Genomic DNA, 19180 nt, shown 5'->3' on the forward strand with positions numbered 1-19180 from the left:
AGTTGGTGGCGTTGGCGCGTGAGTCGTTCGGGGTGGAGCTGGAGTCGTCGGTGCTGTACGACGCGCAGACCCCGGCCGAGTTCGCGGCCCTGGTCGCCGGCCGGCTCGGCGGGCGCACACCCGAACCGGCCCCGGTCGCCTGACGGCCCCCGCCGTGAGCCCCCGCCCCCGCCTCCCGAAAGGAGCACCACCCATGAACGCCGGTACGCCACGCGGCCGGTGGCTGGTCACCCGCACCCGCCGCCCCGACGCCGTCGCGGACCTGTACTGCTTCGCCCACGCAGGGGGTTCGCCCGGCGAGTACGTCCGCTTCGGCGACGAACTGCCCGAGCTTGAGGTCCACGGCGTCCAGCTCCCCGGCCGTGCCGCGCGGCACGCCGAGCCCCCCGTCACCGGCATGCCCGAGCTGGTCGACGCGGTGGTCGCCGTCCTGGACCCGCAGCGCCCGTTCGCCTTCTTCGGTCACAGCCTGGGCGGCCTGGTCGCCTTCGAGGTGACCCGCGCCCTGCGCCGCCTGGGCCGGCCGCTGCCGACCCGGCTGCTGCTGTCCTCCAGCCCACCCCCGCCCCACCCGCGCGCCGCCACCACCGTCCACACCCTCCCGGACGACGAACTGCTCGCCGAGGTCGAGCGACGCTGGGGCGCCCTGCCCGCCCAGGTGCACGAGGACGCCGCCCTGCGCGCCATGGTGCTCGGCAGCTTCCGCGCCGACCTGCGGATCTTCGAGACGTACCACTTCGAGCCGGGCCCGTCCCTGGACATCCCGCTCACCGTCTTCGCGGGCGAGCAGGAGCGCGAGACCCTGCGCGTGGAGAACTGGCAGGAGCACACCGAGGGGCCGTTCGAGACCGTCCACCTGCCCGGGGGCCACTTCTACTTCCGCGCCCCGGACCAGCGGCACCGGCTGCTCGCCCGGATCCGCGGCCTCCTGGTGGAGGAGCCGTCCGGCGAGACGGTGCACGTCAGGGCCGGGGCCCACCGGGTGGTGGCGGTGACCGCGCCGGCACCCCCGTATCGCGCCTTCGCGGTGGGGGAGACCGACGAGGACCTGGCGGAGGCACTGCAGCGGGCACGGGAGAAGGCACGGCATGAGCTCCGGCCGGCCGCTTCGGAGGCGGTAACGGGAGGAGCGCCGGCGGGGCCGGGAGGGGCGCCGGCGGGACCGGGAGGGGCGCCGACGGCACAGGGAGGGGCGCAACCGGACGGCCGACCGCCCGCCATCGCCTTCCTCTTCCCCGGCCAGGGCTCCCAGTACGGCCGCATGGGCCTCGCCCTCGCCCGCGACCTCCCGCTCTTCCGCGCGGAACTGGACCGCTGCCTCGACCTGCTGCACAGCGCCGCCGGGATGGACCTGCGCCCCGTCCTCCAGGACGCGACGGGAGCCGGACTCCGGCAGACCGAGGTCGCGCAGCCCGCCCTGTTCGCCCTGGAGTACGCCCTGGCCCGCACCCTGATCGCGCTCGGCGTGCGGCCCGCCGCGATGATCGGGCACAGCCTCGGCGAGTACGTCGCCGCCACCCTGGCCGGGGTCATGGAACTCCCGGACGCCCTGCGCTTCGTGGCCCTGCGCGCCCGGCTCATGCAGCAGGCGCCGCCCGGAGCGATGCTCGCGGTCCCGCTCCCCGAGCACGCACTCGCCCCCTACCTCACCGAGGGCACCGACCTGGCCACGGTCAACGCCCCCGACTCGTGTGTGCTGGCCGGAACCGAGGAGGCCGTCGCGCGCGTCGAGGAGAGGCTCGCCGCCGGCACACCCGGCCGCCGCCTGCGCGTCTCGCACGCCTTCCACAGCAGGATGATGGACGGCTGCGTGGACCGGCTGCGCGAGGCCGCCGCGAGGATCGGTCTGCGCCCGCCCACGGAGAGGTTCGTCTCCGGCGTCACCGGTGCCTGGATCACCGCAGAGCAGGCCACGGACCCCGACTACTGGGCCCGGCACCTGCGGCAGACCGTGCGGTTCTCCGACGCCGTCGCCACCCTGCTCGCCGACGTCCCCGGAGTCGTTCTGGAGACCGGCCCGGGCCCCGCCCTCACCGGACTCGTCAAACGACGCTCCGACCTGCCCCCGGGCACCACCGCCCTCTCGTCGCTGCCGCACCCCGGCGCCCGCACTCCCGAAACCGCCGGACTGCTGACCACGCTCGGCACGCTGTGGACGGCCGGCGCCCCGGTCGACTGGGCCGCCCTCGGCGCCGTGCCCGGCGACCGGCCCACCATCCCCCACCCCCTGGCCGCCTGAGGAGGCCCGCCATGCGCAGTCCTGCCTTCGGACGGAAGACCGGCCTGAGGGTCTCCCAGTACGGGCTCGGCACCGTCAACTTCGGCACCCGCTGGGGAGCCGGGGCCGAGCCGGCCGTGGCCCGCCGGATGTTCGAGCGCTTCGCCGAGGCCGGCGGCACCCTGATCGACACCGCCGACTACTACCAGAGCGGCCAGGCCGAGGAACTGGTGGGCGAGTTCGTCGGGGCGGACCGCGACGCGTTCGTGCTGTCCGGCAAGTACACCTTGGGCACCGGGGCCTCCGGGGCCTCCGGGGACGCGGCCCGCGGCGCCGGCCCCCGCCCCGGCAACAGCCGCAAGAGCATGATCCGCTCGCTGGAGGCGAGCCTGCGACGGCTGCGCACCGACCACATCGACATCTACTGGGCGCACTTCCCCGACCCGGTGACCCCGGTCGAGGAGATCCTGGCCGCCTTCGACGACCTGGTGCGCGCCGGGAAGATCCTGTACGCGGGTCTGTCCAACTTCCCCGCATGGCGGGTCTCCCGGGCCGCCACCATCGCCGAACTGCGCGGCTGGTCGCCGCTGATCGGCATCCAGACCGAGTACAGCCTCGCCGAACGCACCGCCGACCGCGACCTGCTGCCCATGGCCGAGGCCCTGGGCCTCGGCGCGGCCCTGTGGTCGCCGCTCGGCGGTGGACTGCTCACCGGCAAGTACCGCACGAGCAGCGCGGGCCGCCTGACCGACCTGGGCGGACGCGTCATCCGTACGGAGTCCAGCGCCCGCGTCACCGCGGTCGTGGACGCCGTCCTGGCCGTCGCCGCGGAGACGGGAGAGCCCGCCTCACGGGTCGCCGTCGCCTGGGTCCTGCACCGCGCCCGGCGCAGCGGCACCACGCTCGTGCCGGTGATCGGCCCGCGCACCCCCGCCCATCTGGAGGACTATCTGGCCGCCCTCGACCTTCGCCTCACCGACGAGCAGACCGCCCGCCTCGACGAGGTGAGCGCCCTGCCGCCCGAGCCGCTCGAGGAGACGACCCGCCGGGCCCAGCGCGGCATGACCGGTGACGACACCCCCGAACCCGCCGCTCCCGCGGCCTGAGCGCCCCGGAAGGGAGACGCCGATGCACCCCACGCCGACAGCACAGCGCACCGCACCGGACAGCACGGGACGCGAAGCCCGCCGCACGGCACCGGACAGTACGGGACGCGCAGCCCGCCGCACGGCACCGGACACCACCGGTCGCGCGGCCGGCCCGTGGGACACCGACGAGGACCTGACCGGGGTCTGGTCCCTGCGGTCCTTCCACGACCTGGACGACGACGGCACCGTGCACGAGGGCCCGCTCGGCCCCGCGCCTACGGGCCTGCTGGTCTACGCCCCGGGAGGCCGGCTCTCCGTGACGATGATGCGCACCGGTCCCGCGCAGCCCGGGCGGCCCGACTACATGAGCTACGCGGGCACCTGGCGCCGGGACGGCGACCGCGTCGTCCACACGATCGACCTGGCGCCGGAGCGGTCGTGGCTGGGCACGGACCAGATCCGGGACCTGGTCTTCGTCGCCCGGGACGAACTGGAGCTGCGCGGCCGGGCCCTGGTGGGCCGCCCCCAACTGCGCGTACTCCGATGGCACCGCGTCACGGACTGACCGGCGGCCGGACCAGGGACTGGCCGACGGCCGGACCAGGGACTGGCCGACGGCCGGACCACGGACTGACCGACCGCCGGACCACGGACTGGCCGACGGCCGGACCACGGACCGACCGCCAGTCGGCCGGCTCACCGACTGACCGCCGGCCGCATCACCGACCGACCCGAGCCGAGCAACCGGCCCGGTGTGCAAACAAGCCCATCCATCGACTGCCGACACAGACAACGGCAGGGTGGCAGCCGACCCCCCTGGAAAGGAACGAGCAGATGAGTGTCGACATCGACCTGGAAGGCCTGACCGGGCAGGTGAAAGGCCCTGTGCTGCGGCCGGGCGACGAGGGCTACGACGAGGAGCGGTCCGGCTTCCAGGCCGGTTTCCGGCACGAGCCCTCCGTGATCGTCGGAGCGACGTGCGCTGACGACGTGCGCGCGGCGGTGCGGTTCGCCGCCGGCCTCGGCCTGCCGGTGGCCGTGCACTCCACCGGTCACGGCATCGTCACCGCGCTGCGCGGGGAGGGGGTGCTGATCAGCACGCACCGGATGGCCGGTCTCGAACTGGACGCTGAGGCCCGCACCGTACGGGTCGAGGCGGGCGTGCGCTGGGAACAGGTGATCAAGGCCGCGGCCCCGCACGGCCTGGCCCCGCTCAACGGCTCGGCGCCCCATGTGGGCGTGGTGGGCTATCTGCTCGGCGGCGGCACGGGACTGATGGGACGTGAGTTCGGCTACGCCTCCGACCTCGTCCGCTCCCTCGACGTGGTCACGCCGGACGGCACCCTGCGCCACGTCACGGCGGAGTCGGACCCGGACCTGTTCTTCGCGCTGCGGGGCGGCGGTGGCGCCTTCGGAGTGGTGACCGCTGTGGAGACCGAACTGGTCCCGGTGGCACGCTTCTACGGCGGCGGCCTGTACTTCGAGGCGGACGACCCGGTGGAATTGCTGCGGGCGTACCACGAGTGGACGCTGACGGTACCGGAGCAACTCACCTCGTCGATCGGGCTGATGGGCTACCCGCCGGCCCCGGCGTTCCCCGAGCCGCTGCGCGGCAAGTACGTCGCCCATGTGCGGCTCGTCTTCAACGGCAGCGCGGAGGACGGCGAGCGCCTGGTGGAGCCGCTGCGTGCGCTCGGCCCCCGACTGATCGACTCGGTACGCGAGATGCCGTACGAGGAGGCGGGATCGGTCTACAACGACCCGACGTTCTCGCACGCCTACTTCGGCGGCAACGTGCTGCTGCGGGAGTTGGACCCCATCGCCCTCCAGACCCTGATCGACCTGGCGGGCCCGGGCACCCCGGTCCCGTGCATCATCGACATCCGTCACCTGGGCGGCGCCCTCTCCCGCCCCTCTGCCCGCCCCAGCGCGGTCGGCGGCCGCTCGGCCCAGTACGTGCTCCGGCTGATGACCGGTGGCATGGCGGCCCCGCCGGAGGCCGCGCGCCCGGTCCACCAGCGCGTCTACGACGCCCTCAAGCAGTGGACGGTGGGCCGCAGCCTCAACTTCGTCTACAACGACGGCACGCCTGTCCCCGAGCCCCAGGTCCGCGACCTGTTCGAGCCGGAGACCTACGCCCGTCTCCAGTCCCTCAAGTCGACCCTGGACCCCCAGAACCTCTTCCGCCACACCCACAACATCCCGCAGCCGCCAACGGCCTGACAGCCCTGGCCCCGGCTTACCATCCCCCGGGCCGGGGCCAGTTCCCACCGGGGGAGTACGGCCCCCGTTGACCTGGACGGGGCGGATCGCTGCAAATCCGTACGGACCTTCAGCGGGTCAACGGCCGGCTGACGCTGACCGCGCCCAAGACGCGCCGCTCGAGCGGCCCGGGCATCCCTCCCGGTCCCGCCACGAAGTGACGGGGCTCGCCTCTCGCTTCAGATCCGCCCGCCGGTCAGACGGGTGATCGGACCGTGCGTGCGGCGCCCGGCACGGCGACCCGCCAGGTATGACGTGGCACCCAACGCCGACAAGCCCGCACCCACACCGGCGGCGAGGAGCTTTCGATGGGCGATCACCGTCCATGCCGTCTTGGCGAAGGCCACGGCCTGCCCCGAGGCGGCGATGACGGCCTGGCGGCCGGCTTGGACACGCTCGGCCGCACTGTGCACGACCGCGGTGCCCGTCCCGGCCGCATGCTCGGCCGCGTTCTCGGCCGCTGACGCGACGTCATCGGTCTTTTCGGCTGCCTTGTCCGCCGCGCGCGACGCGGGAGCAGTCGCCTTCTTCGTGGCCCGCCGGGCCTTGGCAGTTGCACTCCGCTTGGATGCGGAATCTTGATTCGTGCCGCTGTTCGATTGACTCATGGACTTCGCGTTGCCGCTCGCGTGAACGCCAAACACACTCCGCCGGGACGGTGCGCGCCGATACGGTGGCGGTCCGCTCCGGGCGAGGAACCGGGCGCGGACCCCCGCGGGTCATAACGCGAATCCTGGGCGTTGCTCAGGCGGCCGCGGCCTGGGAAGCGGCGCGCAGCGGCGCGAGCGCGGTGCTCCAGGCGACGACCTGGTCCAGCAGTGTGTCCAGCGCGGTGGCGCTGTGGTCGGCCGGCTTGAGGGCGGTGTAGTTCTCGAACTCGCTCATCAGCGACAGCGTGACCTGCCGGCCCACGCAGGCCATGTCCAGCGCGCCGCAGACCAGCCGTAGTTGTTCGGCCGCCCGGGCGCCACCGACGACGCCGTAGGAGACGAACCCGACCGCCTTGTTGTTCCATTCCGCATAGAGGTGGTCGAGGGCGTTCTTGAGCACTCCGGAGGTGGAGCGGTTGTACTCCGGGGTGACCATGACGAACCCGTCGAATGAAGCGATCCTGGCCGCCCAGGCCCGCGTGTGCGCGTGCTGATAGTGACCGTGCATGGCCCCCAGCGGCTCGTCCAGGTGGGGCAGCGGGTGGTCACGCAGGTCGATCAACTCGAACTCGGCGTCGGTGCGGCGCGATGCGGTCTCCTGGACCCACGTGGCGACCTGTTCACCGTTGCGGCCCGGGCGGGTACTGCCGAGGATGATGCCGATCCTGATCATGTCCGATTCTCCTGTTCTGTCGGTGGTGCACCTGTGGGTGGTGCACCTGTTGGTGGTGCACCGGTTGGTGGTGCGACGAATCCGTCAGCGGGCGTCCGCGCCGCGCGGGGGCACGGAGCCAGTCAGGGGACTCTCGTCGAGGTAGCGGATCTCGTAGACGCGTTCGGTGAACTTCCAGCCGCCCTCGGTGCGCTGGTAGCGGTCGTGGTAGATGGCGTAGTTCACCCCGGACCTGCCGTCGCGGCCGCGCCCGACCTCGGACATGTACGCACGGCCGGACGCGGTGTCACCGTCGAGCTGGATCAGGCCCGGATGAGTGTTCTGCACCAGGAAGTCCACGAAATCCGGTACCCGTCGGCCCCAGGCGCGGATCTGCTCCTGGCCGGTCATCTCGGCGGGGATGTCGGGCATCCGCCACACGCCGTCCGGTGTGAACAGCGATGCGACACGTTCGTAGTCGCGCATCATCACCGCGTCGGTGAACTCACCGCGCAGCGCCTCGATCTCGACCCGGTCCGCGATCGCCTGAAAGTCGCTCATCGTTTCCTCCCTGTCACACCCACGGGGGTGCTGTGCCGGTGTCAGCAGTACGACGGCGCAGCTCCCCCGAATGTCAGGCGGGGCGTCGACCTCACATTCCGGTGCGCTGTCTCGTCGATCCGGTGAGTGCGCATCCGACCGACACAGGGCAAGGGGAGGACCGTGACCACCGGAGACGATCAGAGCCTGGGCGCGATCATGAGCGAGCGGCGTCGGCTGATCAATCTCGCCTACCGGCTGCTGGGCTCCCTGGCCGAGGCCGAGGACGCCGTCCAGGAGACCTACGCCCGCTGGTACGCCATGTCCCGCGGGCAGCAGGACGCCATCGAGTCCCCCGGCGCCTGGCTGACGAAGGTCGCGGGCCGCATCTGCCTGGACCTGCTCGGCTCGGCACGGGCCCGGCGCGAGCGCTACGTAGGTGAATGGATCCCCGAGCCGCTGCCCGAATCCAGCCGATGGACCACCGGGCCGGCAGGCGGCGCCACGGCCGACCCGGCCGACCGGGTGACGCTCGACGAGTCGGTCAACATGGCCTTTCTCGTCGTCCTCGAATCGATGACCCCGGCCGAACGGGTCGCGTTCATCCTGCACGACGTCTTCCGCTACTCCTTCGCCGAAGTCGCCGAGGTCGTCGGCCGCACACCCGCCGCCTGCCGTCAGCTGGCCTCGTCCGCCCGCCGCCGCATCCGCGCCTCCCGGACGCCCACGACCCCGGCGGCCCACCAGGCCGACATCGTCAGGGACTTCAAACAGGCATGGCAGGCCAAGGACATCAGTGCCCTCATCGGCCTCCTCGACCCCGACGCCACAGTGATCGCCGACGGCGGCGGCCTCACCAGGGCCTCACTCCACCCCATCGAAGGCGGCGAGCGGATCGCGCACTACCTGACCGACCTCTTCGCGAGGGCACCCGGCAGCGTGACCGTCGTGGAACGCACGGTCAACGGCCGGCCCGGCCTGGTCGCTCAGCAAGACGACCGCACCGTGGCGGTGTACGCGTTCGACGTCGCGGGCGATCAGATCACCCACATCTGGGCCGTACTCAACCCCGATAAACTCCGCGCCTGGACGACGGGCTGACACGCGTCTTTGGGCATCCCATGTCGAGCGCGACATGCGTCCGACAGACCGCGAAGGTCGGCCGGGGTGAGCCGGTCGGCCAGGACGTCCTGGACCATGAGTCGGCGCCGTGCGCGGCCGAGCTCGATCATCCTTTCCGAAGTCGAGACGGCCGTGTCGGCTCTGCCCGAGGGGGGACGGCGTGGCCCGGGCCCGTGCGCACTTCCGCGTCGGGGACGCGCGCCTGCGACTGCGGGCCCAGCCCGGCCACACGCCGTACGCCCAGACCGCCCACGCGCAACGCCTCGCCCGCTCCCTCAAGGCCTGAGGTTCGACGCCGGCCGTCGGGCGCCGGCTCGTCCGTCGGCGCGCCCCGCATGTCGGCAGCGCTCCGGCCGGCGCTCGGTGTGCGGGCCCGTCATACGACGGCGTTCAGCAGCAGAATGGCGCCCAGGGAGGTCAGGGACAGCAGCGTGTGGGAGACGGTCCAGGTGCGGAGCGTACCGCCCACGGAAAGCCCGAAGTACTCCTTGAACATCCAGAACGGGCGTCGTTGACATGCCCGAGGAAGGCCGCTCCGGAGCCGAGCGCCAGGGCGAGCAGGGCCGCGTGCGGGGAGTCGAGGCCCTGTGCCATCGGGCCGATGATGCCCGCCGCCGCCACGGTGGCCACCGTGCCGGAGCCGGTCGCCGTGCGCATGAGGGCGGCGACCAGCCAGGCCAGCAGGAGCAGGGAGATGTGCAGATGCTGGGCGGCCTGGCCGATCGCGGCGTTGATGCCGGAGTCCGTCGCCTCCCTTGACGGTCCGTCACCGCCAGCGCCCTCGCCGAACGCCTGGGCATCTCCCGGACGACGGCCCAGCGCTACCTGGCCGACCTGGCCGCGGACGGCACGATCCGCATCGAGCAGCGTTACGGCGCCGCCGGCCGTCCGGAGCACCTTTATTCGTGGAACGGCAAGGAACCGGAACCGGAGCCGGATCCGGAGCGGGATCAGGGCTGACCCGGGCTACTGCCCCGCCGTCGGCGCTGGGAACTGCGCGACTGCGCCGTGCGACATTCCGAGCACGCAGTCGCTGAAGTGGCACAACAGCTGCATACCCCCACGACATGACGCGTGCGCTCGTACGGCAGCCGATCACCCTCGAGCCCGGCTGCCCAGGCGAGTTGGCGGCGCACGACACCCGCTTTGGAGTTCGATCCACCGCGGCCCCAGCCGTGAGGAGTTGGGGAGCCATCGGTCATGAGAGGTACCTCAAGGCTGCCTACGGCCGCTGCCGTTGACGTCAGACGCGAATGTCAGATGTCGACGATCCGCAGGTGGGGCAGGACCCCAGTGGGGCATGCGGCCGTCAATCAGGGGCGGTTCAGACCCCACGTTTGCAGGGCGTAGGGCCGCCCCTTCTCCTCACCCCTGATCAGCGGCACGTCGAGCAGTCCGAAGCCCGCCTTGGTGGCCACGGCGACGCTGGCGGCGTTCTCGGCCTCGAGCTCCAGGATCACCTTCTCCGCGCCCAGTTGCTCGAAGGCGTACGCGGCCATCACCCGCACCGCCCGCGCCGCCAGCCCCTGGCCGCGGTGCGCCGGGCCGACCGCATAGCCGAGCTCCGGACCCTCGGGGGTACGCCGCAACATCACCTCGCCGAGCGGTGCGCCGCCGTCGACGGTGATGGCAAGCAGGATGGTCGTGCCCTCCGCTCGCAGCTGCCGGTCCCGGTCCAGTCGTGCGCGGGCGGCCGCTTCGTCGAAGGGGGAGACGATGGGTGTCCAGTACGCGATGTCGGGGTGGTCGAACAACTCCGGCATCGCGGCCAGGTCCGCCTCCGTCCAGTCGCGGAGAACGAGGCCCTCCCCCGAGAGCTCGATCCGCTCGGGAAAGGACATGGCGCTGATCATGGTGGCGACCTCCCTGGCCTGTTCAGGACAAGGCAGGGTAACCAGGGGCAGGCAAAGGCTCACCGAAATTTTCCGGGGACTCTCAAACGCGCGGTGGGGTTTCCGGGCTGACTCGTGTCGAGTGCCACCGCCCCTGACCAGCAAAAAGCCCTCCCCGGAGGGAGGGCGGAAACTGGCGCCCCCGGCAGGACTCGAACCTGCGGCCAAGCGCTTAGAAGGCGCCTGCTCTATCCACTGAGCTACGGGGGCCTGTGTGATGGCCTGTCGTGGGGCCCGGACGGGCTGATCCGTGACCTTGCCGGGGACAAGGATAGGGCTCCCCGGGCCCTTGTCCCTGTTGCTTCGCCTCCGTGGCTCCGTGTGGAGGTTCGGTGAAGCGGTCCGATAATCGCAGGCAGGTGCGAATCGTGCATCGCTTTTGGCGTTCGACGCCCCGGGTGTTGTGCACTCGTTATGCCTGCGTCCCAGTCGCCCCTTCCGTCCCGTCTGTCCTTCGGCGCGCAGACATTGCCATATGCTTCAGAAAGCGTCCAAAATTGGGCATTCTTCGCTTGTGGTGACCTTGGACGTACGGCCTCAGCTGCTCGACGCACTTTCCGCCCTGCGCGACCGTGTCGCCGCCGCACGCTTCCCGCTGCCCCTGGCCGGGGCTCCACGCGCGCGTGCGAACCGCGACGAGCTTCTTGCACAGCTCGACGACTATGTGGTGCCCCGGCTGAGAGACCCTGAAGCGCCCCTGCTGGCCGTCATCGGTGGATCGACCGGGAGCGGCAAGTCGACGCTCGTCAATTCCCTCGTAGGGCGCAAGGTCAGCGAGGCGGGTGTACTGCGGCCCACCACCCGAACGCCCGTCCTCGTCTGCCATCCGGGGGACCACCACTGGTTCAGCCGTATGCGCGTCCTGCCCACCCTTCCGCGCGTGTGGGTGCCCCAGCAGGAGTCCGGCGACGATCCACGCACCGCCGTGGGCCGCGAGGAGCGGGTGCTGCGCATCGAGACCGCCAACACGCTTCCGCGCGGGCTCGCCCTGCTCGACGCACCCGACATCGACTCCCTGGTCGCGGGCAACCGGATCCTCGCCGCCGAGCTGATCTGCGCCGCCGACGTGTGGGTCCTGGTCACCACCGCCGCCCGCTACGCCGACGCCGTGCCCTGGCACCTGCTGCGCACCGCCAAGGAGTACCGCGCGACCCTCGTCACCGTCCTCGACCGGGTACCGCACCAGGTCGTGTCCGAGGTGTCGCGGCAGTACGGCGCCCTGCTCACCAAGGCCGGGCTCGGTGACGTTCCCCGGTTCACCGTGCCCGAGCTGCCCGAGTCCGCCTGGGGCGGGGGGCTGCTTCCCGCCACCGCCGTCGAGCCGCTGCGCTTGTGGCTCGAGAACCTGGTCCGGGATCCCGCCGCCCGGGAGGCCGCCATGACACGGACGGCCCAGGGAGTCCTCGACTCGCTCAGGGCCCGGCTGCCGGAACTGGCCGGCGCCGCCGCCGCCCAGTACGCCGCCGCCCTCCGGCTCACCGCGGCCGTCGACACCGCGTACGACAGCGAGTACGCGCGCGTGCGGGAGCGTCTGGAGTCCGGGGCCGTCCTCGCCGGCGACGCCCTGAAACGCTGGCGCGGCCACCCCGTGGACTGCACCGCCGGGGAACTGCTGGACGCCCTCGTCGACAGCCTCGGCGCCCTGCTGCTGTGCGCGGTCGCAGCCGCCGACGAGCGCGTCGAGGAGGCCTGGCGGCGCGAACCCGCCGCCGCGGTCCCGGAACTGACGCAGCACGACCCCACGCTGGAGAGCGCCGAGCACCGCATCGGGATGACCGTACGACGCTGGCGGCGCGTCCTGGAGGAGTATTCCGAGGAATCGGTGCGCGACCTGGACAAGAGCACCGCCCCGGACGCCGAGGAGGTGGCCGCCCTCGTCGCCACGGCCCTGCTCGGCGGACGGCGGGCGCGGGCGGCCGGCGAGGGGCTCGCCGAGCGGATCGGCGCACATCGGGCGCTACGGCTGCGCGACCGCGCCGCGCGGCTGCTCTCGGAGTACCTCGACCGGGCCCTGCGCACCGAACGCGAACGCCGCCTCGCCCCGCTCGACGCCCTCGACGTCCACGCCGAGCCCCAGGCCGAACTCATCGCCGCGCTGTCCGTACTCGAGAAGGAGAGGTGACCGCGGTGACCGCCGCCACGGATCACACCGATCACATGGGTCACGCAAAATTCCCCGAACACGAGCTCGCGGAAGGGGCCGCCACCACCACCGAGGAGCGGGTGGGCGACGGGCGGTCAGCCGGCGAGTACGCGCGCGGGGAGCACGATTCCGCGGCGGAACAGACCGGTGCGGACACCGGCGTGCCGCACGGCTCACCGATGGGCGTCCCGAAGGCGACGTCCCCGACCGAGGACCCGGCGGACGACGACCGGCACGCGCGCGTGCAGCACGGTGATCCGGCGGCGGATACGGAGTTCCTGACCGTCTGGGACGACGGACTGATCGCCCGCCGCATGCCCGGTACGGCCGTCCCGCCGGACGGCACCACACCGGGCGAGCCCGGTGACGCGGCCGTACGGCTGCCCGCGCCGCTCGCCTACGACGGGCCCCTGCGCTCCCGGCTGGACGCGCTGCGCGAACTGGTGGGTCTGTCGCGGACCCGGCTGGACAGCCGCACGCTCGAGGAGGCGGGCCGGGTCCTGGACGAGGCGGCCGCGCGTCGCAGGCTCTCCGGGGAGCACACCGTGGTCGCCGTCGCGGGCGCCACCGGCAGCGGCAAGTCGACGCTCTTCAACGCGCTCGCCGGCGTGCCTCTCTCCGAGACCGGGCTGCGCCGGCCGACCACCGCCGCGCCGATCGCGTGCAGTTGGAGCGACGGCACGGGCCCGCTGCTCGACCGCCTGGGCGTTCCAGGGAGGCTGCGCCGACGCCCCTTGCCGAACCCCGAGGGCGAGGCGCGGCTGAGCGGCCTCGTCCTGGTAGACCTGCCCGACCACGACTCCGCGGCCGTGGAACACCGGCAGCAGGTCGACCGCATCCTGGCCCTCGTGGACGCCGTCATCTGGGTCGTCGACCCCGAGAAGTACGCCGACGCCGTCCTGCACGAGCGCTATCTGCGGCCCCTGGCCGGACACGCCGAGGTCATGTTCGTCGTCCTCAACCAGGTCGACCGGCTCCCCGGGGAGGCCGCCGAGCAGGTGCTCGACGATCTGCGGCGGCTGCTCGACGGGGACGGGATCGCCTTGGGGGAGTACGGCGAGCCGGGCGCGACCGTGCTCGCGCTGTCCGCGCTCACCGGCGAGGGCGTGGGCGACCTGCGCGAGGCTCTCGGACAGTTCGTGGCCGAGCGTGGGGCTGCCGTGCGCCGTGTCTCCGCGGACGTGGACGTGGCCGCCGCCCGGCTGCGGCCCGTCTACGCCACCGCGGGCCGCGCCGGGCTCACCGAGGAGACACGCGAGGAGTTCGCCGGGCGGCTCGCGGACGCGGTCGGCGCGACCGCCGCGGGGGAGGCCGCCGAACGAGCCTGGCTGCGGCACGCCAACCGCGCGTGCGGCACGCCGTGGCTGCGGCTGTGGCGGTGGTACCGGGACAGGCGCGAACCCTCCACGGGACGCCTGCCGGTGCCCGCGCCCCCGGACGAGGAGGCGACCGCGCGACAGTGCGTGGAGCAGGCCGTGCGGACGGTGGCGGACCGGGCGACGGCCGGGCTGCCGGCGCCCTGGGCCCAGGCGGTGCGCGAGGCCGCGGTACGGGGCGCGCAAGGGCTGCCGGAGGCGCTGGACGAGCTGGCGGTGCGCACCACCCTGCCGTCGGGTCGGCCGCCCCGGCCCGGTTGGTGGCGGGGCGCCGTGCTCGCCCAGGCGTCGATGACGCTTCTGCAACTCCTGGGTTCTGTGTGGTTGGTGGGACAGGTCGCCGGGTTCATGCCGTCGAGCCTCGGGATGCCGCTGCTGATGTTGCTGGTCGGCCTGGCCGGTGGTCCGGCCGTCGAATGGGGCTGCGGGATGGCGGCACGCGGACCGGCCCGGCGGTACGGGCTCGAGGCGGAACGACGGCTGAGGGACGCGGCAGCCGCGTGCGGGCGGGCCCGGGTCCTGGATCCGGTGGCGGCGGAACTGCTGCGGTACCGGGAAGTGCGGGAGCAGTACGCGAAGGTGGCGGGGGCCGGGATGGGGGCGCGGGTGGGGTGAGCGCCGTGCGGCCGTCGCGCCGGAGAGCCGACGGAGGCGTCGGGCAGGCACGGGCAGGGGCAGGGGCAGGCGGTGGCGGAGGCACTCGTTCGGGTGGCGGAGTTTTCCACAACCGGGCGGTAGCCCACAGGGCCCAGCGGGCTCGGGTCGACGGAAGGCAGTCTGGCTTCGCGGCGATCGCCGACGACGCGGTCGCCGTACGGCGGCGGCAGGCGACAGGGCGTGGCGCCGCGGCAGACGCATCCGTGCGGGACAGGCCCGTACGCGTTCCGCTCCGGCGCGTGGCCGGAGCGAGGGAGGGGATTCGCCATGAACGAGACGATGGTGTGCGTGGTCGGCAACGTCGCCACACAGCCGGTGTACCGGGAGTCGCCGACGGGCCCCACGGCCCGCTTCCGGCTGGCGGTGACGGCGCGGTATCTGGACCGCGAGAAGAACGTGTGGACGGACGGGCACACCAACTTTTTCACGGTGTGGGCCCGGCGTTCGCTGGCCACGAACGTCGCCGCATCGGTGGCGGTGGGGGATCCGCTCGTCGTTCAGGGCCGGTTGAAGGTGCGGACCGAGCAGCGCGACGGGCAGGGCTGGCTGTCTGCGGACCTCGACGCGGCGGCGATCGGCCACGACCTGTCCCGCGGCACGTCGGCCTTCCGGCGGTCGTCCCGGCCCGAGGCGCAGACCGGAGTGACGGCGCAGCCGGAGCCCAACTGGGAGACGGAACCGGCGAGTCGGGTGCCGGAGGAGACGCAGCCGCGAGAAGAGGCGGAGCAACAGCCCCTGGAGCCAGCAGGGGTGACGTGACGTCAGACACAGCGGTGCATCCGTCCTGGCCCAACTGCCGCTTATCACCGCAAGTGTCGGCCAATATCCCGACGCTTCCTGCCCAAAGGGCGATAGGCGCAGCTCACAGGCTGTGTGAGCGATAACGATTACGAGTCGGATCGGCCGCTGGGTCACATGATCGGGGAGCAGGGTGCGCGGCGTCCCTAGGATGCCGGGCATAGCTCTCGGGGCTTCTGATTCTGCTGGTGGGACCACACCCCCCCCACGTCAACGGGTCCTGCTCGAAGGGGAATTCTGTGTTTGCTGCGTTCTCTGCGTCGTCCGCGCGCAGTCGAGGGGCCGCCCGTCTCGCTGCCGCGACGCTGGTGTCCGGACTCGTCGCGGCGGGCTCGCTGGCCGCCGCGGGGGCGGCGGCCGCCGACGGGACGCCGCAGAGCGAGGGCGGGGCGACCGCGACCATCGGGGGCCTCAAGACCTACGGGGCCGCCGTCGTCCACGGCGGCGGCACGGACGAACAGGTGTCGGCGGGCTTGTTCGAGATGTCCGTCGACAACGGCGGCACCCTGCAGACGTACGGCATCGACATCCACAACCCCACGCAGAAGGAGGCCAGGTACCACGAGACGTCCTGGAGGGGCACGTCCCTGAACGGCAACAAGAACGCCGGAAAGATCCGCTGGATCCTGCAGAACTCCTACCCGCAGGTGAACGACCTGGCGCGGCTGGCGGCCGAGGCCGGGGCCAAGAGCCTCACCGAGCAGGACGCGGCTGCCGGCACCCAGGTGGCGATCTGGCGCTTCTCGGACGGCGCCGACGTGGACGCGGTCGACCCGCAGGCCGAGAGACTCGCGGACTACCTGCAGAAGCACGCGCGGAACCTCCCGGAGCCCGCGGCGTCCCTGACCCTCGACCCGCCGGCCGTGGCGGGCCACCCGGACGAGCGGCTCGGCCCGGTCACGGTGCACACGAACGCGGACAGCGTGACGGTGACCCCACCGGCGGATGCCGCCACCACCAAAGTGAAGATCGTCGACAAGGACGGCAAACCGGTCACGACCGCGGCCGACGGCAGCCGGATCTACTTCCAGGTGCCGAAGACGGCGCAGGACGGTTGGGCAGAGCTGACTGTCCAGGCGTCGACCACTGTGCCGGTCGGCCGGGCTCTCACCTCGGAGACCCGCAGCCAGACGCAGATACTCGCCGGCTCCAGCGAGTCCACCGTCTCGGCCGTGACCACGGCGGCCTGGGCCAAGAAGGGCGCCATACCGGCCCTGTCGGCCGAGAAGAACTGCGCCGAGGGCGCTGTGGACATCACCGCGGTGAACAAGGGCGACAAGGCGTTCACGTTCGATCTGATGAGCGCGGAGCACACGATCCCCGCAGGCGCGTCACAGAAGGTGACCATCCCGCTGTTGGAGGACCAGCCCTACGACTTCACGATCAAGGGCCCGGCAGGTTACAGGAAGTGGGTCAAGGGCGTCCTCGACTGCAAGACGGAGACCGCTGCGGGCGGCCTGAAGATCCAGACGCTCAGCGAGCCCAGCCCGGCGGCCATGGCGGGCGGCACGGCAACGGACACCAACCTCGCCGAAACGGGCACGTCGAACGCCACCCCGCTCATCGCGGGCACGGCGATAGCCCTGGTCGTGATCGGCGGCGCGGCGCTGCTCCTGGTCCGCAGGAAGCAGACGCCGACGCATGACTGAGCGATACGAAGCCGTCAGGGTAACGGATGTCACTGAATGTCACGAATGTCATGGAACGTCATGGAGAGGCGTCCTCCGGTGACAGACAAGACCAGAAGACGCCGTCCGGGTCGTACGTCGCCTTGAGACTCTGCAGTCGCTGCCAGTCGTCCGGGACGAAGGACCGGCGGCGGGCACGGGACGACGTGGCGGAGGATCTTCCGGCCAGCCATCCGAATCGGCACCGAGCATGTCATCCGCCTGGGGAAGTCGCACCTCTCCTCGCTCCCTCCCTCCGAGATCGCCGGTCCTCCCCTCTGGGCCTTCGGTGCCCAGCGGTACTCCTACTGTTCGTCGGTGGCCGAGCGGCGGCCTCCGTACGAGGTGACCAATGCGTCAGCGACCGCGGCCGCGTCTGCGTCGGCCACGTCCGCCGGGTACTCCGGCAGTAGGTCGTCCCAGACCGGCATCCACGACCCATACAGCTGGGCCTGCCCCTCGGGCCGGGCGAAGAACCAGATGTGCAGGTGTGCAGCTCCGTCCCCGATCCGGTAGACGTGGGCTCGCGAGATGTGCGGTAGTGCCTGCACGTGGCGGACGATGTGAGTGGTGAGCACCCCGAGTTCGGCGGCCATTTCGTCGGACAGATCCGCCATGTCGTAGTGGTCGCGGGAGTACAGCATCAGCACCAGGGGCACACCGACGCCCGTGACCCGGTCCAGTCGCCAGCGTTCGTTGAACCAGATGCCTTCGTCTCGGGCGCTGCACACGTCGCAGTTCGACGGGTCCTCGCCGTGTCGTTCTGGCTCGGGCAGAACAGGTGGCCGCAGCGGTGCGACGCGAAGTCCATCAGGTTCGAACGGGCTTATGTCCCAGCTGGTCATCCGAGCCAGCGGAAGCCGAAGCTCACCATCCGCGGCCGCACGTGCGTGGTCGTAGAACTCATCAGGTCGCAAAGCCATGATCGGAGATTAACCTGGTCTGTAACCTCCCTGACCGTGCCAGACGTGTCCCATATCGTGCGGGGAGCCAGGAGGTACAGCGGAGACTAAACTCCGCGCACGCAACGCGCCTGCACCGCTGTCGTACAGGTCAGCTCCGCCACAACTGATAGAATACCTCGGCTTCCCAAGCTCAGAACTTCAGTGAGATGCCCGGTGCGGCTGTCACTCCTCGTCGTCAAAAGCGTTGCTGATCTCCCGTAGGCGCCCTTCCGACAGAGCGAAGGCGTTACAGGGGTTCCGGTAGGAGTGCCCGCCGTCGTTGATCCAGACGCTGTCTGCCGACCTCCAGTGGGCGAGTTCCCATTGCCCCTGGTTCTCCAGGAGCATTCCCGCGACTTCGGCGGGTGCTTCGATCACGGTGAGAGCAGCAAGCGCGGCAGTGAGGTGAAGCACCGCGTCGTCGGCGAGCCGCGCATCGCCACGGCAGCGGCGCCCGGCAGCCCGTCACGGTAGCGACATGCCCTGGTGGCACCGGGCCACCAGGGCGTGCCCGCGTCTTCTTAATCGCCTGTGCTGGTGACTCGGCTCAGCACAACAGCACGGAGCCAACCAGCGAGCGCGGAGAAGTCGGCATCTACGAGGCCTTTTGTCGGGTCGACGCGATGAAGAAGCGATGGCCCAGGATGTTGGGCAGCGACCCAGAGGCGGTCCATGGAGCTGATCTCGTCGTCGATCCAGATGAACGGCCGGCGGTCGGCCCACTCGACGAGGTGGCGGGTCTTCCAGTGCAGGCCGCGCGGGCTGTCGTCGGCGCAGGCGTCCGGCCACTTCACGACGGGCAGCGGTGGCAGTCCGATGTGTGGGGCGACGGCCTCGTTCGCGTCATCCATCCATGTCGAGGCCCAGACGAGATCGCAGCCCAGGGTCATGAGGCGCGGCCCGATCCCGAGGTCAAGCCGCTCAAGCAGCGGGTTTCCCTGATCGACGGACGCCGGGGAGCCGGAAACAGCAGCCTGGGGGTGACCGGGCGACGTTCCGAACGGGATGAGTGGGCCGTCGACGTCGAGGAAGAGGATGGGGCGCTCCGCTGCGCTTGTCACAGCGGCACCATAGCCCCGGCGCGGCGGGGGAGTGGCCCTCTCGCCCCCTGGGCCGTCCCTGGGCCGTGCGAGGGCGCCCGGGAGCACTCAACAGCGACCGACAGTGACAG

20 protein-coding genes, 1 tRNA gene and 1 pseudogene are annotated in these 19180 nt (G+C 71.8%); 11 read left to right on the forward strand and 11 right to left on the reverse strand.

Features of this window, described 5'->3' with window-relative positions; translation table 11 throughout:
• Positions 1-193: 193 nt before the first annotated feature.
• The 4 genes from ACIRC0_RS23770 (at position 194) to ACIRC0_RS23785 (ending at position 5529) form a co-directional block, all read left to right on the forward strand.
• Positions 194-2239 carry an acyltransferase domain-containing protein gene (locus ACIRC0_RS23770; protein ID WP_403618813.1) on the forward strand — a complete coding sequence of 682 codons (2046 nt, stop codon included), beginning with the start codon at positions 194-196 and terminating at the stop codon, positions 2237-2239.
• 11 nt (positions 2240-2250) lie between these two features.
• Positions 2251-3324, forward strand: a complete 1074-nt coding sequence (locus tag ACIRC0_RS23775) for an aldo/keto reductase (RefSeq protein WP_403618816.1) — start codon at positions 2251-2253, stop codon at positions 3322-3324.
• Between the two features lie 22 nt (positions 3325-3346).
• A complete protein-coding gene (locus ACIRC0_RS23780; protein ID WP_403618819.1) occupies positions 3347-3871 on the forward strand; it encodes a lipocalin-like domain-containing protein in 525 nt (174 codons plus the stop codon).
• Positions 3872-4140: 269 nt separating this feature from the next.
• Entirely contained in the window at positions 4141-5529 is a 1389-nt protein-coding gene (locus ACIRC0_RS23785; RefSeq protein WP_403618822.1) for an FAD-binding oxidoreductase, read from the forward strand.
• Between the two features lie 218 nt (positions 5530-5747).
• Here ACIRC0_RS23785 and ACIRC0_RS23790 read toward each other — a convergent pair whose 3' ends face one another.
• The 3 genes from ACIRC0_RS23790 to ACIRC0_RS23800 form a co-directional block, all read right to left on the reverse strand.
• Positions 5748-6176, reverse strand: coding sequence for a hypothetical protein (locus ACIRC0_RS23790; RefSeq protein ID WP_403618825.1), 429 nt, complete (start codon positions 6174-6176; stop codon positions 5748-5750).
• A gap of 136 nt (positions 6177-6312) precedes the next feature.
• Positions 6313-6891, reverse strand: coding sequence for an NADPH-dependent FMN reductase (locus tag ACIRC0_RS23795; protein WP_403618828.1), 579 nt, complete (start codon positions 6889-6891; stop codon positions 6313-6315).
• Positions 6892-6975: 84 nt separating this feature from the next.
• On the reverse strand, positions 6976-7431 hold the full coding sequence (locus ACIRC0_RS23800) for a nuclear transport factor 2 family protein (RefSeq protein WP_403618831.1): 456 nt from the start codon (positions 7429-7431) through the stop codon (positions 6976-6978).
• A 198-nt stretch (positions 7432-7629) separates the two neighbouring features.
• Here ACIRC0_RS23800 and sigJ point away from each other — a divergent pair, with 198 nt between their 5' ends.
• Positions 7630-8511 (forward strand): RNA polymerase sigma factor SigJ, encoded by an 882-nt coding sequence (gene sigJ / locus ACIRC0_RS23805; protein WP_403619090.1) that lies wholly within the window; start codon positions 7630-7632, stop codon positions 8509-8511.
• Between the two features lie 181 nt (positions 8512-8692).
• Positions 8693-8818: a DUF6415 family natural product biosynthesis protein gene (locus ACIRC0_RS23810; protein ID WP_403618834.1), complete on the forward strand. Its 126-nt coding sequence runs from the start codon at positions 8693-8695 to the stop codon at positions 8816-8818.
• 90 nt (positions 8819-8908) lie between these two features.
• Here the strand turns inward: ACIRC0_RS23810 and ACIRC0_RS23815 are convergent, their stop codons facing one another.
• Together ACIRC0_RS23815 and ACIRC0_RS23820 are read right to left on the reverse strand one after the other, a co-directional pair.
• A complete protein-coding gene (locus ACIRC0_RS23815; RefSeq protein WP_403618837.1) occupies positions 8909-9028 on the reverse strand; it encodes a hypothetical protein in 120 nt (39 codons plus the stop codon).
• A 20-nt stretch (positions 9029-9048) separates the two neighbouring features.
• Positions 9049-9399 (reverse strand): annotated as a pseudogene (locus tag ACIRC0_RS23820) (hypothetical protein); the annotation flags it as partial.
• Here ACIRC0_RS23820 and ACIRC0_RS23825 point away from each other — a divergent pair.
• On the forward strand, positions 9331-9492 hold the full coding sequence (locus ACIRC0_RS23825) for a hypothetical protein (protein WP_403619093.1): 162 nt from the start codon (positions 9331-9333) through the stop codon (positions 9490-9492). The pseudogene ACIRC0_RS23820 and the gene ACIRC0_RS23825 sit on opposite strands and share 69 nt — an antisense overlap.
• A gap of 353 nt (positions 9493-9845) precedes the next feature.
• Here the strand turns inward: ACIRC0_RS23825 and ACIRC0_RS23830 are convergent, their stop codons facing one another.
• On the reverse strand, positions 9846-10385 hold the full coding sequence (locus ACIRC0_RS23830; protein ID WP_403618840.1) for a GNAT family N-acetyltransferase: 540 nt from the start codon (positions 10383-10385) through the stop codon (positions 9846-9848).
• 173 nt (positions 10386-10558) lie between these two features.
• Positions 10559-10634, reverse strand: a tRNA-Arg gene (locus ACIRC0_RS23835).
• A gap of 304 nt (positions 10635-10938) precedes the next feature.
• On the opposite strand from ACIRC0_RS23835, the gene ACIRC0_RS23840 reads away from it, so the two are divergent.
• The 4 genes from ACIRC0_RS23840 (at position 10939) to ACIRC0_RS23855 (ending at position 17047) form a co-directional block, all read left to right on the forward strand.
• Positions 10939-12546, forward strand: coding sequence for a dynamin family protein (locus ACIRC0_RS23840; protein ID WP_403618843.1), 1608 nt, complete (start codon positions 10939-10941; stop codon positions 12544-12546).
• On the forward strand, positions 12543-14558 hold the full coding sequence (locus ACIRC0_RS23845; RefSeq protein WP_403618846.1) for a GTPase: 2016 nt from the start codon (positions 12543-12545) through the stop codon (positions 14556-14558). Before ACIRC0_RS23840 ends, ACIRC0_RS23845 begins: the two co-directional genes overlap by 4 nt.
• A gap of 309 nt (positions 14559-14867) precedes the next feature.
• A complete protein-coding gene (locus ACIRC0_RS23850; RefSeq protein ID WP_403618849.1) occupies positions 14868-15359 on the forward strand; it encodes a single-stranded DNA-binding protein in 492 nt (163 codons plus the stop codon).
• Between the two features lie 278 nt (positions 15360-15637).
• Complete coding sequence (locus ACIRC0_RS23855; RefSeq protein WP_403618852.1) at positions 15638-17047, forward strand: TQXA domain-containing protein; 1410 nt, start codon at positions 15638-15640, stop codon at positions 17045-17047.
• A 58-nt stretch (positions 17048-17105) separates the two neighbouring features.
• Here the strand turns inward: ACIRC0_RS23855 and ACIRC0_RS23860 are convergent, their stop codons facing one another.
• The 4 genes from ACIRC0_RS23860 to ACIRC0_RS23875 all read right to left on the reverse strand — a co-directional run bounded on the left by ACIRC0_RS23860 (position 17106) and on the right by ACIRC0_RS23875 (position 19070).
• Positions 17106-17255, reverse strand: a complete 150-nt coding sequence (locus tag ACIRC0_RS23860; RefSeq protein ID WP_403619095.1) for a BBE domain-containing protein — start codon at positions 17253-17255, stop codon at positions 17106-17108.
• 115 nt (positions 17256-17370) lie between these two features.
• Positions 17371-17796, reverse strand: coding sequence for a hypothetical protein (locus ACIRC0_RS23865; protein ID WP_403618855.1), 426 nt, complete (start codon positions 17794-17796; stop codon positions 17371-17373).
• Positions 17797-18192: 396 nt separating this feature from the next.
• On the reverse strand, positions 18193-18387 hold the full coding sequence (locus ACIRC0_RS23870; RefSeq protein WP_403618858.1) for a hypothetical protein: 195 nt from the start codon (positions 18385-18387) through the stop codon (positions 18193-18195).
• 143 nt (positions 18388-18530) lie between these two features.
• Complete coding sequence (locus ACIRC0_RS23875; RefSeq protein ID WP_403618861.1) at positions 18531-19070, reverse strand: HAD domain-containing protein; 540 nt, start codon at positions 19068-19070, stop codon at positions 18531-18533.
• Between the last annotated feature and the right edge of the window lie 110 nt (positions 19071-19180).

The sequence above is a fragment of the Streptomyces sp. NPDC093984 genome, assembly GCF_044764595.1.
In the GTDB taxonomy this organism is placed as follows: Bacteria; Actinomycetota; Actinomycetes; order Streptomycetales; family Streptomycetaceae; genus Streptomyces; species Streptomyces cynarae.